This window comes from Paenibacillus sp. SAF-068 (assembly GCF_051967555.1).
In the GTDB taxonomy this organism is placed as follows: Bacteria; Bacillota; Bacilli; order Paenibacillales; family Paenibacillaceae; genus Paenibacillus.
Window position 1 is genome coordinate 310,418 of sequence record NZ_JBQCJX010000002.1, and the last position, 12,351, is coordinate 322,768.

General features: G+C 46.3%; 13 protein-coding genes. 10 read left to right on the plus strand and 3 right to left on the minus strand.

The window, feature by feature from the left end:
* Nucleotides 1-44 precede the first annotated feature (44 nt).
* Nucleotides 45-422, minus strand: a complete 378-nt coding sequence (locus ACTHPG_RS15385) for a PilZ domain-containing protein (protein WP_062835701.1) — start codon at nucleotides 420-422, stop codon at nucleotides 45-47.
* A gap of 182 nt (nucleotides 423-604) precedes the next feature.
* Here ACTHPG_RS15385 and ACTHPG_RS15390 point away from each other — a divergent pair, with 182 nt between their 5' ends.
* The 10 genes from ACTHPG_RS15390 (at nucleotide 605) to ACTHPG_RS15435 (ending at nucleotide 9,964) form a co-directional block, all read left to right on the plus strand.
* Entirely contained in the window at nucleotides 605-1,075 is a 471-nt protein-coding gene (locus ACTHPG_RS15390; protein WP_440390461.1) for a DUF6386 family protein, read from the plus strand.
* Nucleotides 1,076-1,103: 28 nt separating this feature from the next.
* Nucleotides 1,104-1,784, plus strand: a complete 681-nt coding sequence (locus ACTHPG_RS15395; protein WP_440390462.1) for a hypothetical protein — start codon at nucleotides 1,104-1,106, stop codon at nucleotides 1,782-1,784.
* Between the two features lie 25 nt (nucleotides 1,785-1,809).
* A complete protein-coding gene (locus tag ACTHPG_RS15400; RefSeq protein ID WP_440390463.1) occupies nucleotides 1,810-2,460 on the plus strand; it encodes an SMI1/KNR4 family protein in 651 nt (216 codons plus the stop codon).
* 14 nt (nucleotides 2,461-2,474) lie between these two features.
* Nucleotides 2,475-2,801 carry a hypothetical protein gene (locus tag ACTHPG_RS15405; RefSeq protein ID WP_440390464.1) on the plus strand — a complete coding sequence of 109 codons (327 nt, stop codon included), beginning with the start codon at nucleotides 2,475-2,477 and terminating at the stop codon, nucleotides 2,799-2,801.
* Between the two features lie 342 nt (nucleotides 2,802-3,143).
* Nucleotides 3,144-3,692 (plus strand): sigma-70 family RNA polymerase sigma factor, encoded by a 549-nt coding sequence (locus tag ACTHPG_RS15410; RefSeq protein ID WP_440390465.1) that lies wholly within the window; start codon nucleotides 3,144-3,146, stop codon nucleotides 3,690-3,692.
* Nucleotides 3,682-4,821, plus strand: coding sequence for a DUF4179 domain-containing protein (locus ACTHPG_RS15415; protein WP_440390466.1), 1,140 nt, complete (start codon nucleotides 3,682-3,684; stop codon nucleotides 4,819-4,821). Before ACTHPG_RS15410 ends, ACTHPG_RS15415 begins: the two co-directional genes overlap by 11 nt.
* A gap of 201 nt (nucleotides 4,822-5,022) precedes the next feature.
* Nucleotides 5,023-6,066, plus strand: coding sequence for a pectate lyase family protein (locus ACTHPG_RS15420; RefSeq protein WP_440390467.1), 1,044 nt, complete (start codon nucleotides 5,023-5,025; stop codon nucleotides 6,064-6,066).
* 310 nt (nucleotides 6,067-6,376) lie between these two features.
* Nucleotides 6,377-7,855 carry a methyl-accepting chemotaxis protein gene (locus ACTHPG_RS15425; protein WP_440390468.1) on the plus strand — a complete coding sequence of 493 codons (1,479 nt, stop codon included), beginning with the start codon at nucleotides 6,377-6,379 and terminating at the stop codon, nucleotides 7,853-7,855.
* Nucleotides 7,856-7,993: 138 nt separating this feature from the next.
* Entirely contained in the window at nucleotides 7,994-8,683 is a 690-nt protein-coding gene (locus tag ACTHPG_RS15430; protein WP_440390469.1) for a DUF4274 domain-containing protein, read from the plus strand.
* A gap of 57 nt (nucleotides 8,684-8,740) precedes the next feature.
* Nucleotides 8,741-9,964 (plus strand): GNAT family N-acetyltransferase, encoded by a 1,224-nt coding sequence (locus ACTHPG_RS15435; RefSeq protein ID WP_440390470.1) that lies wholly within the window; start codon nucleotides 8,741-8,743, stop codon nucleotides 9,962-9,964.
* Between the two features lie 114 nt (nucleotides 9,965-10,078).
* Here ACTHPG_RS15435 and ACTHPG_RS15440 read toward each other — a convergent pair whose 3' ends face one another.
* Entirely contained in the window at nucleotides 10,079-10,444 is a 366-nt protein-coding gene (locus ACTHPG_RS15440) for a VOC family protein (RefSeq protein ID WP_440390471.1), read from the minus strand.
* A gap of 161 nt (nucleotides 10,445-10,605) precedes the next feature.
* On the minus strand, nucleotides 10,606-12,228 hold the full coding sequence (locus ACTHPG_RS15445; protein ID WP_440390821.1) for an alkaline phosphatase: 1,623 nt from the start codon (nucleotides 12,226-12,228) through the stop codon (nucleotides 10,606-10,608).
* Between the last annotated feature and the right edge of the window lie 123 nt (nucleotides 12,229-12,351).

Here is a 12,351-nt window from a genome sequence, read left to right on the forward strand (position 1 = left end):
TTTTTGTTTTTGTTTTTTTGGTTACCGGGCTATAGGGCCACTTCCTATTTCACGATTATTTTACCTTGTCCTGCAAGCATTCGCATCTCTCTCGATAGACGGTCCTGGTTCCCGTCCTGCATTTCGAGCTGAACACCATAATGCCATGACGTATTTTTTTCTTGACCCCAGCGGAGAGTGCCTTCCATATATAAAGGGTCTTCAAAAAGCAGCATATTCATTCCGATCCGAATATCGTTGTTCTCTACGGGAAGAGACAGCGGAAATGACAGCTGACAGCCGGATCGACTGATATCACATAGTTCGGCCTGAATGGGTTTGGGAGGCGCGTTGACTCCGTTGATGCTGAGAATATAGATCTCAAAGCTGATCGGTTCCTTCAACGTGTAGCGAAAGGGTTCTTTTCTATTGTTTATTGACATGGCTTCCTCCATCAAGTTCAAAAAAGTCAGTTATGCTTATATCGACCGTTTGGAGCGAGAAATGAAGAGTTGCGCGAGCAGAGATGGTCCATGGGTTCCTTTTCCACGTGCATCAGGCTTGATATAATGATGGAATATATTTCTGGGGTCAGACCTGATTCAGACCGAAAGGATGGGCGAATATGAGCGGAACATTTCAAATGGTTACCGATACGGCAACATTGTGCCTGTATGATCTGGCAGCGCTAAAGCATCGTGTAGAGGATACTTCGGACTGGTGGTCCATTCCGGAAGATGAGCTGACTGAGGTGAATGCAGGTCATTGTTTGTTCCTGAATATGGGTGCGGACGGAGTATATGAGGTGGAGTGGAGCCTGGAAGAGGATGCAGAGGTGGGTTCAGGTCCGGATTACGTAGCGGAACGGGAAAAGGTTTATCATTTGCAGGTTCCGTCCGGGTATGTCTTTCTGGGAGCAGCAGAAGATGTCAGTGGTGGTGAACTGGAGCCGGATGAAACATGTGAAGGGGTTCTGCTTCAATTAAAGCCAGGGAACTATGCGTGTATCATCTCCAGAGAAGTCAGTCGGATCACGATTGTCATGAAACCAAGTATGCGGGGAAATAACTCGCTGAATGAATTAATCCGGATATAGTGTACACATGTGAACAGGAGGGATTCATATGCAGGATTGGCATGACACAACCATGATGAATGCAGATATCTTGCGTAAGCGGTTGAGAATACTCGCTGCACTGGATATCATCTTTTCGGAGGAAGAATGGCTACGCGTTCATCAATTCGAAAATGAATTTCAGCCAGGTGTGGCTTGGGGGAACATCAATAACGGCGCAGGTGATCATCTGCATGTCTTGTTTACGAACTCGGGCACATTGATCAAGGGATTTGATCATGAGTCACCTTTAAGTCCGCATGCTCGTGAGGATGGTGGGATCTATCCGGGCATGTACGATGAAGTGCCAGAGACTTTAATGGCTGTCCTGCGAGATCAGGAAGAGACATTGGATCTGGAGGATGTAACCTTTTGCCTATGGCAGGAAGGGGACGACTTGTCATGGAAGGTTGGTAACTGGATTCAGAGGGCGTTGGCCGAAGAAGATAAAGCGGACGCCAGCGGTGGCGCAGAATTTTTGTTAGGATATATGAATAAGAACTCGGAAGATTATGTTGATTGGGCCAAAGGGTACTACGATCTGCAGGATGTGTCGTTGGAAGCCGTAGCGGAAGTATATGAAGGAAAGACGGTGACTGCCAGCCTGATTAAGCGGTTGTGTCCTGAACGAGATGTGGCAGCCGCACTGGATGAGTTGCAGCACCGCGGGTACGCGGTAAATCAAACGTAGTAGCGTCGCGAAGGAGGAGCGGTAGATGATGTACAATGTACAACTGGAACGTATGCGTAAAAAGTTAATCAATCTCCGAAGTCTGGACCCGGATCTGGACCTGTTTGGCGCAGAAAACCATGAATATGAGCTGTCAGCTGTATGGACACAGGAGGATATTGCACAGTTCGAACAGAAATGGCGAATTAAGTTGCCGGAAGACTATAAGGTATGGCTTCTTCATATGGGGACGGGTGGCGCAGGACCTTATTACGGACTGGAAAACCCGGATGATGGCGTATATGCTGTGCTTGGTTATGATGATGAGCTGAATGCGATCTCGGACCCTTTTCAATTCACGGAAGCATGGAACTGGAACTATGACTGGTTCGATGACAGTATGGAAGAAGAGGAATGGTATGTGTTAGAACACGAATATTTTGATCCAAAATGGTCGGCAGGCATGCTGCGTATCAGTGATTTTGGGTGTGGCATTTCCATGAATCTCATTGTTAAGGGAGGCTCCTACGGAGAGATCTGGGTTGACGACCGGGCCAACCGAAATGGAATCTATCCTGACCAGTATTGGGGCAATACGAATCGACTGCATTTTCTGGACTGGTATGAATTGTGGTTGGATCGTTCGATTCAGCAAATGCACGAACAAAAGCAACCCTCCGGAACGAACGAAGTCTGAAGGAGATTATACATATGGGCTGGGAATATGGGATTAGAACAACGGAGTCTGTGAATTTACCCGAAGTTGTGAAGCATCTGGCAAGTGCATTAACATTTACCGAGGTGTATAGTTTGGAACACCAAGTCAACGGCTTTGTGCTGAAACGTGAAGATCCGTCCTGGCCTACAGCCCTTGAAGTGTGGATAGAGCAGGCATCCGGGTTGGAAGAGGTTGCGGACGGGGATTCGTATATCTACTGTTTGTTTCATATCTGGGGTGAAGAGGGCCGGAGTTGGATGCAACAGATGGAGATGGAAACCAGGCAGGTTGATGGCGATTTAATCTGGTTTGAATTCTGATCGGTAGAGAATTTGTCTGAAACAGGAGTGATCCTATGGCAAAAAACCAAAGAAAACAATTCCTGCGCTCATATAGCAGTATACTGGTCCTCAAAGGAATGTAGGTTTTGTATTATCCCCTTTATACATATAATCGCGTATTTCCTTTAACTGACCCGCGAACTGGAGAAGAGATGAAAGTGCTTGATCCCTGCCGGGAGAATCCGATTATGAAGGAAATAAATAACCAAGCTCCCTCATGGTGATGGCGGAGCTTTTTTTGATGAGTAAATATGTAAAACCGTTTGCTTCACTCACCCGTCTAATACCAAAGAAAGAAAGAGAGAGGAGGAGGGATGCGGGGTGGAAACAAAAGCAGAGATCAATCAGAGGATCTATGTACAGACCGAGGACGAGACGGCATTCGTACAATCGATTATGGAACATCAAGATACGCTCATGTCCATTGCCTACAGTTATCTGCGTAATCAGCAAGATGCGCTTGAAGCGGTACAGGAGATGACGTGCAGGGCTTGGGTCAAACGTCGTACGCTGAACAATGAGAAGGCGTTCAAGTCGTGGATCATTCGGATTCTGATCTATATCTGCATCGATGAACAGAGGCGCCGTAAGCGGGCGACACCTTTGGCGAAGGAAGACATAGAGAACAGCATTCCAGCCTCTTGGATGATCAGCGTTGATGATAATCGAATCGCGATGGAATCTCTTTTGCAAAAAGTGAAACCGAAATATCGCCATGTATTATTGCTGAAATATTATAACGACATGACACTGGCGGACATCGCCTCCATCCTCGGCAAACCGGAAGGAACGATCAAGACCTGGCAGCACAAGGGACTCCAGCAGTTGCGCAAGTTGATGAAGAACAGGAGGGATTGGCATGACCACTAACCCGGAGGAGAAAGCACTTCTTGCAGATGCATATCAGGTGAAAAGAGAGAAACAGCACTGGAATCCGGCGGACACAACTGCTGCGATTCAACGTGGTATTACAAAGGCCAGAACCAGACGATCAGGCAGGAGCGTTCGTATCAAATGGATTACGGGAGTGCTGGTCACGGTTCTGGCTGCAGGTTGGTTTCTTGTGGGCCCGCTTGGGAGTTACGGGCAAGAACAGGCAACATATACTGAGCCTATAGCCAATTGGGGGGTACTTGAACCCTTTCGCGAGCTGGCAACCGATATGGAAAAAACGATGATAACATCCGCGATTAATAATGGATACGTGCAATTTGTAGATCAGACGATAACATCGGGCATATATACGTTTACGGTGAATGCAGTTATGGCTGATGAGAATCAAATAACGGTATTGTATACTGCCCAAACGGATGGTTCACAGGAAATGTATTCGACTGTCAATATGAAGATGACGGACGCATCAACAGGCAACTTGCTTGACAACGGCAGCTCAGGCGGTGTGTATTTTTCGAAGAATAAGCATAAGGTGTATGGCCGAAGTACAATTGATCGAGATCGAGACAAACCATTGCCTGAGCAAGTGAATCTACAATTCCAGTTGTCCTCAGTTGTACCAGATGTGGTGAATTATGCAGACAACGGGGATAAAGAACGAAAATATAAATTTTCCAAAAAGATGAATGTTTCTTTCCCTCTGGATCCCAAGTTTTCTATCCCCAAAACGGAAATCATCAAGGTTAATCGGACTTTTACTCTTGGAGGCTATGAGGTCTTGTTGTCGGAGGTGGAGGTATCTCCGCTAGTAACTCGGGTCAAATTTGCCCATGCACCTGATCAAGAGATTGATTACAAAACGAGGTTATCGCTCAACGAGATCGTTCTGCCTATCGAGATCATTTCGATCTCCCGTAATGGGAAGCAGACCAAGTTATCCAGGGTAGGTGGGAGCGGAACGGAAGATGAAATGATGTATTCTTTCAGCAGCAATTTTCTGGATAATCCAGAGTCAATGATTTTAAAACTTCATGGCAAACCAGGTAAGGTCTATGATGACTTACAAGAAGCTAAGAAGGATGAACTGGGGATCAAAATTAAATAAGATAGGATCGTATTGGTGAGATGAGGTCATGGCAATAGTCGTGGTTTGATCTCATTTTTTTTGTTTTTTCACGATATCTGATCTGCTGTTGCATAAAAGTGATATTTGTTGTCTTTTTGCAGTTTTTGTATTGTCACAACCAAAGTTACACGATATAATCGACTTGTCTTTAAGGATAATATTATAAAGGATGGTGAAATTTTGAAGAAATTTTCGATGCTTTTACTCGCTGTAACTCTATTGTTGTTAACGATCTCAACCGCTCCTTCTACCTATGGAGCGGCCAGTTATCCGAACACGGGTACGAACGGGTTGACCGGTTTTGCAGGCAGTGCCAAGAATGAAAATGGTGTATCCAAATCAGCCACGACAGGCGGCAAGAATGGTCAGGTGGTTTACGTTAGTAATCTCAATGACCTGAGAACACATATGGCGGGCGCTACAGCCAAGATTGTCGTCGTTGAACAGAATATTTCTTCCTCTACGTTACAGAAGGTTGAATTTGGAGCGAATAAGACACTCGTAGGTTCCTTTGACAAACATACATTAACGAATATTCATTTCAGATCGACAAGCAGTTCAAACAATGTGATTTTTCAGAATCTGACCTTTCAACATTCAGCGAATATTAATGCCAATGATGATATCCAGATGTATATCACTTCAGGCTCCAATTACTGGATTGATCATGTGACGTTTGCTGGACACAGCTACAGTTCTGGTGGTAGTGATCTGGACAAACTTCTGTATATTGGTGATCGCGCAGATTATATTACAATTAGCAATTCCAAATTTGCAAACCACAAGTATGGCGTTATCCTCGGTCATCCGAATGATGGTAACAGCAGTTACAATGGGGTACCGCATGTGACGATGTCCAACAATTACTTCGAGAATTTATATGTACGCGGTCCTGGACTTTTAAGATACGGTTACTTCCATCTCAAGAACAACTATGCCAACAACTTTAATCAGGCCATTACCATTGGTGAAAAAGCACGGATATATTCCGAAAACAATTACTTCGGTGCTGGTGCTGAAAAGGGCGGCATCCTGGATGACAAAGGAAAAGGTGAATTTACGGATACGGGCAGTACACCAGCGCTTAATAGTCCGACTTCTCCTAAAACGAACTGGAGACCAAGCTCCAATTACAGTTATCAGGTAGAGAGTGCCAGCTACGCACGTGAGTTCGTCACCAAGTATGCAGGCTCTTCCAATACGACACTTGTATTCGGAAAATAATAAATTGCTCAATACCCCACATCCGCAATATGCCAACAAAGCCTGTCTTGTACGCTATAACGTATATGACAGGCTTTGTTTTGTCTGTAAAATGATATGGCTGTATATCATTTTACAATTCGTATTCATTTTTAATATTGAATACCGATATACATAAAGTAGCGCTGATTTCATATTTATGAAGTTAATATGTACTATGCTAAGGCGCTGCGTATTTGCGATTTGCGCATAAGCAGGACCAAAGACTAATAGATGTAGTACAGTAAGGCCCTACAACCACATTTAACCTACATAAAAGGACGGGGTATGCATGGATCGTATGGACGAAATTATTTGGAAAAGGAACAAATTAATCGGTATCATTTTGTGGATTATCGTTGCGATTGGCATGGGTCTGGCCTTTATCATGCCGAAGCTACTTGTTTCCAATGGAGTAGCTATAATTTTTGTAGTTTGGATTACATACGCTAATGCGAAAAAGAAACATATTTATCTCATTCCATGGTTGATTACCGTATTGCTGACCATATGTGGAGTTTATGTTGGTTGGGGAACGGTCAACTTTGCGTTAAGTTTGGTTATAACGGCAGTTCTGCTTTTATTTCCTAACAAGAAATTTTTTGTGGTTGGATTTTCGGTCCTACTCGTCAACAGTGTTCTTCAGTTATTTGTTATGAATACCGTTGATTCTGTTGAACTTATAGGTAATATTGTCAATGTGGGGTTATTTGCTCTCACAGGAGCCATTTTAATGCTGGTCTCACAGCTGAATCAAAGGCTCTTTCATGAAAGTGAAGTACGCCAGAATGAGGTCGAACTCGCCAAACAAAGGGTCGAAATCATGCTGGAACGTGTGAAGGAATCTGTCGAAGGATTGTCTCGGTATACAGATCAATTGAAGCAAAAGGTGGATTCTACGGGTTCCATTACCCATGAAGTCACCCTCGGATTCAGTGAAGTTGCCAAGGGCGTGGAGTTCCAGGCGACCAGTGTGGCTGAAATTTCGGAATCCTTGTCTGTATCGGATCAGCATATCAAGGATGTTGCGTTGTACTCCCAGCAGATGAAAGAGTTATCTGCAAGTATGGCAACGAGCACGCAAACAGGAAGCGTACAGATGGACCAGCTGAACCTTCAGATGCAAGAGCTATATGACACGATCAATACAACGGCAAATGACATGCGAAAGTTCAACGAGGAAAGTGAATCCATGACGCTTATGCTGAACAGCATATCGGATATCGCAAGTCAGACGAACCTGCTCGCGCTCAATGCAGCCATTGAAGCAGCTCGTGCAGGCGAGCATGGACGCGGGTTTGCCGTTGTATCAGAGGAAGTACGCAAGCTGGCCGAGAGCTCGGGTCAATCCGCGACTGATATTTCAACCATTTTGACGCGATTAAAGGGACAGACGCAGGCACTGACAGATCGATTCGAACGCATTCGTCTTTCGTTACAACAAGGAAGAGACAGTGTGCAAACGGCAGATGAAGTGTTCCGCACGATCAACAGCAACTCTCAGCATGTGTTAAATCAAGCGACAGATATTGAGATTAGTTCGGCTACAATGAAGGAATCCTCCACCAGAGTAGTGAATGAAGTTTCCGAGATTTCGAGTGTAACAGAGCAATCCAGTGCAGCGACAGAAGAGATTCTGGCGAGCATGGAAGAACAGCGCAACCTGACACAGAAGATGGTGGAGAGCTTCGGAGAACTGGAGCAACTCATTGTGGACCTGAATGAATTAGTCTCGGATCATCAGGCTTCTTCTGTTGAGAATAAACGTTAATCATTAATAGTGGAGGGCCTGTCGGTGCGTATATTGCGTACTGGACGGGCTCTTTTCGTCTGGAGTATATCTTGATGCCGACATTTTTTTCCTATACAGTGTTTTGTAGAGTATGAAGAGGATGGAGGAAAACGAACTATGAATTGGGTGGAGATTAGCAAATCCAAAGATGTGGAACAAGTCAGAGCAGCCGTCGGTGTATTGGATATCAACGAACAGGATAATCGTGGGCGTACACCGCTGATGCTCTTTTTGACAAATCGTATGCCGACTGAAGCGATCCGGTGTCTTCTGGAATCTGGTCCGGACTTGGAAGTAGAGGACAAGCTTGGGGATACCGCACTGAAAAAAGCCGTGAAGTTCAAGCAGATTGAAGCCATTCAGCTATTGCTTGAATATGGAGTCAAACTGGACGCTCCCCTTGGAATTCAGGCCAGTGCCTGGAACGCAGCTAGACGTAATCCGGATATAGCCGATATGCTGCTAAACACCAAAGGTGCAGTCAGACTGAACCTGACTCCGGCGGAGCAAAGCATTGTAGATGAAATTTTGTACGAGGAGTCTCCAGACAAGGCAGCTGCCTTAATCCGTACACTGGATTCAGCTATAATCCTGCATGCTATCGTGAATGGGTACAACTGGGACGACAGCCCTGAGCCGATGATTGCGGCATGCGAACATCCCCAATGTGCAGACATTACGCGATTGGATATGGCAGAACTGTTGGATGCGAACTATTGGATGGAGATGGATGAAAATGAAGTTAACGAGAGGGAAGATGGACCGGCGTATCGTCAGCTTGCAGAGCAATTATCCCGGAGAGGATAGCACTGGAACTGTAAATGGTTGTTAAAAGAAGATGTTATCTCATGGGGGAGTAAAAGGTTGAAGACAACAGTAATGAGAGACAGCTCGGCCTACGATGACCGTACATATGAGCATAGGAATAATAATGGCGCTGAACGCGTGCGTTTTTATGATCAGCATTCGTTCATAGGCATGGACTGGCCTGATACGGAGGACGGCAGATATGCCAGAGCTTATCTGGAACCCATGATGCAGTACGGATCTCAGAGCTATATGTCCAACGTAGAAACGATATTGCTGCTCGCCCGAATCGATGATCTTGTTATTCCGCTAACCGTTAATGATACGGAGTATGACAATGCTTACGTCTGTTCGCCGTATACACATTATGTGAGTTACGCCAAGCAGGAATTGACCATGTTGCAGAAGCCGGTGTTGGAAAAAGGACTTTCTGCGCTGCTTAGCCTAATCGGCTGGGGAATGAAGCGATCACAGATTAACAAAGTCGTGCATGTGAATAATTGGTTGTTGTCCACCAATCTGTATCCAGCCATGTCGGGTGAACAGGCAGCATGTCTGCTTGCAGCGGTACAAGAGCGATACCCGGAGCATGTCATTGTGTTTCGTTCATTATGCCCCGGACTTCATCCTGATCTGATGGCGAGGCTAACAGAAGCGGGGTGTCGACTGATTCCGAGCCGACAGATCTATCTGTACCGAGCGCATGATCCGAATTTTGGCAACTCGAAGTCCCGCTGGTTGTTGAAGCGGGATTACGAATTGTTGGCCAAGCACGGATATGAATTCGTATCCGCAGCAGATATGACAGAATCAGATAACCCACGAATCGTGGAGCTGTACAAACTTTTATACCTTGAAAAATACTCCTATCACAATCCTCAGTTCACCGAACAGTTCATGGCTGCTGCAAAGGCATCAGGAACACTCAGGCTGTACGGACTGCGGAAGGAGGGGCGACTGGACGCGGTCATGGGTTATTTCTGCCGAAATGGAATCATGACAACGCCATTGTTCGGATACGATACAGCGGTGCCCCAGTCCGTCGGCTTATACCGCATGTTATCCGCTTGTCTGATCGGACAGGCTCGTGAGAATGGCCATCTGTTGCATGAGAGCGCCGGGGCGGCGCAGTTTAAGCGCAATCGGGGTGCTGTGGCAGATTTTGAGTATTCGGCTGTGTATGAGCGTCATCTTCCGTGGGGAAGACGCTGGTGTTGGTTATTGCTTGATCAGTTGTTGAATCGTGTTGGCGTGCCGCTGATGCGTCGCATGAAACTGTAAAGAGACACAATAACGTTTTGTGCTGCCCTATGCGGGGGTCTCCCGTACAAGTGACTTCACATCTGCATACACAACTGGGTTAGCGTAAAATGAGCATTATTTACACTGGTCTAATCATACATGTTCTGCGAGTTGCACCTCGAAGCCGTCCGGGTCTGTAATGTAAATAAACCGTAGATGCGGATTGGGCTGGATGGGGCCGCGCACAATCGGAATGTTCAGCTCTGCCAGTCGTTTCATGACTTCCTCCAGCGAGTTCACCTCATAACCGATTGACACGCCGGCCTCTGGTTTAAGAGTGGATTCACTGCCCTCAATCAGTTCCAGATTGGCTTCATTCTCCATGCCGAGCATGGCAATCTGCCGTCCGCGGCTTTCGAATCTGCGCTGAATGGGAAGTCCGAGCATGTCGTGGTAGAACTTGAGCGAAGCTTCCAAATTACTGACTCTCAGCGTGATCCAGTTTAATTTGATTAACATGGATGAATCTCTCCTTTTGTATCCTAATTCTCAACATTACGTCCATTATACGATAAGCTGGAACAGGGACATACTGCTTATCGGAAAACACCCAAATGGCTGCCGAAATATTCGGCAGCCATTTGGGTGTAATCTCCTGTCGTTCTATAAGTTCTGACGAATTATTGAATCAGATCAACGGCCATCTGTGGTACAAAGGCTTCTACACCGTTGTAAACAATGACACCTTCCAAGGCTGTCTTTTTGCCGTTGACCAGAGCAATATTTTTATAGATTTGCAGTTCGAGCTTGGTGTTGCCTTTGGTAACGAGGATCTTCGGATTTTTGGCGTCGGTAAGGTCCAGCTTGTACGTCGCGCCTTTGGCTGTAAATGCCTGTTTGGCAGGTACAAACAATTGTTTGCTCACGCTGTCCAGATCCAGATCCAGTACACGAGCCATATATTTGGCGACATCCGTGTTGTCAATCACACCGAATGGACGGTCATTATTCGGAGCATACGTATACAGCACAACATCTCCACCTGTATGACCACCGGTTGTCCAGCCAATTCCTGCACGTTTGCTGATCATTGGACCGATTGTATAGTTAAGACTGCCTGGCTCGGCCGCTTTAATGGTGGCAATCTCTTCGGAAGTCAGATCGGTAATGCCATAGTACTGTTTCATCACTGCTTTGATGTTTGTGCGTTTCGCATTCAGCTTCGCTTCTACGCCTTCACCTGTCAGCTTGGCCTTTTTCAAAGGTCCGATAAATGTGGACAACGGCTCTTTGTCATACGTGCCAGATGTGGCGTTGTTACCAATCGTGAGTCCACCATTACCATGGTCCGTAACAGCCACCACAGCAGTCTCTCCATCGGCTTTGGCAAAATCCATCGCTACTTTTACGGCATCGTCAAAAGCCAGCACGTCACTGATAATGCCAATCGGATCATTGGCATGAGCTGCCCAGTCCACTTTGCTGCCTTCAACCATCAGGAAGAAGCCGTCTTCGTCTTTGGACAGAACTTCAATGGCTTTGGATGTCATCTCGGCAAGACTTGGCTGCTTCGCAGGATCACGGTCCATATTATAAGCCATGCCCGCTGGCGCGAACATACCCCACAGCTTGTTCGAATCGGATGCTTTCATTGCGGCTGGTGTAGTGACGTAATCATAACCCAGTGCTTTGATGGACGAAACCAGATTCTCGCCGTCTTTGCGTCCCGCAGGCTCAAGGTATTTGCTGCCTCCACCCAACACAACATCCATGCCATTGTAGACTTGTTGTTTGCTGAGTGCATCATAGTTTTTACGGTCAGGGTAATGAGCGGAGAAGTCCGCTGGTGTGGCGTGCATAATCTCGGATGTTGCTATAATCCCGGTCGCTTTACCGGCGAGTTTCGAAGCTTCGAGTACAGAAGCGACCGGTTTTCTTGCGTCTCCAGGTGCAATAGCCTTCTGTCCAGGCATCGTAGCCTTGTCCGGCAGTACACCAACAAATCCGGTATGAGATTTATACCCTGTGGCAAAAGCGGTTCCGGCTGGAGCCGAGTCCGCAATCGGGGCATCGGCGGAGTGTGTACGAACCATGCCGCTTGCCATGGAGTCCAGCGTCAAGGACGAGCCTTTATACCAACGAGCCAGAGCAGTGGCATCGTTAGCCATGCCATCAGGGATGAGAATAATCACATTTTTAATCGGTGATGCAGATGTTGTTGAGGTGGTGCTGTCTTCCACAGCCCATGCTGCACTGCTTCCTCCGAGTGTAGCCGTAACAATTGTTGTCACCGCGAGCATCATTTTGGCTGCACGGACATTAAAACGGTTTAACATGAATGCATCCTCCTAGAGTATATGTATAGTTGGTATCCCAAACCAAGTGTATACAACAATTGCTAAACTAACGTATGAAATGGGTTAACT

Excerpts from the sequence above, each read along its gene's own strand:
- ACTHPG_RS15445 (WP_440390821.1), bottom strand. The coding sequence starts at position 12,228 with ATGATGCTCGCGGTGACAACAATTGTTACGGCTACACTCGGAGGAAGC.
- ACTHPG_RS15400 (WP_440390463.1), top strand. The coding sequence starts at position 1,810 with ATGATGTACAATGTACAACTGGAACGTATGCGTAAAAAGTTAATCAAT.
- ACTHPG_RS15430 (WP_440390469.1), top strand. The coding sequence starts at position 7,994 with ATGAATTGGGTGGAGATTAGCAAATCCAAAGATGTGGAACAAGTCAGA.
- ACTHPG_RS15425 (WP_440390468.1), top strand. The coding sequence starts at position 6,377 with ATGGATCGTATGGACGAAATTATTTGGAAAAGGAACAAATTAATCGGT.
- ACTHPG_RS15385 (WP_062835701.1), bottom strand. The coding sequence starts at position 422 with ATGTCAATAAACAATAGAAAAGAACCCTTTCGCTACACGTTGAAGGAA.
- ACTHPG_RS15415 (WP_440390466.1), top strand. The coding sequence starts at position 3,682 with ATGACCACTAACCCGGAGGAGAAAGCACTTCTTGCAGATGCATATCAG.
- ACTHPG_RS15440 (WP_440390471.1), bottom strand. The coding sequence starts at position 10,444 with ATGTTAATCAAATTAAACTGGATCACGCTGAGAGTCAGTAATTTGGAA.
- ACTHPG_RS15395 (WP_440390462.1), top strand. The coding sequence starts at position 1,104 with ATGCAGGATTGGCATGACACAACCATGATGAATGCAGATATCTTGCGT.
- ACTHPG_RS15390 (WP_440390461.1), top strand. The coding sequence starts at position 605 with ATGAGCGGAACATTTCAAATGGTTACCGATACGGCAACATTGTGCCTG.
- ACTHPG_RS15405 (WP_440390464.1), top strand. The coding sequence starts at position 2,475 with ATGGGCTGGGAATATGGGATTAGAACAACGGAGTCTGTGAATTTACCC.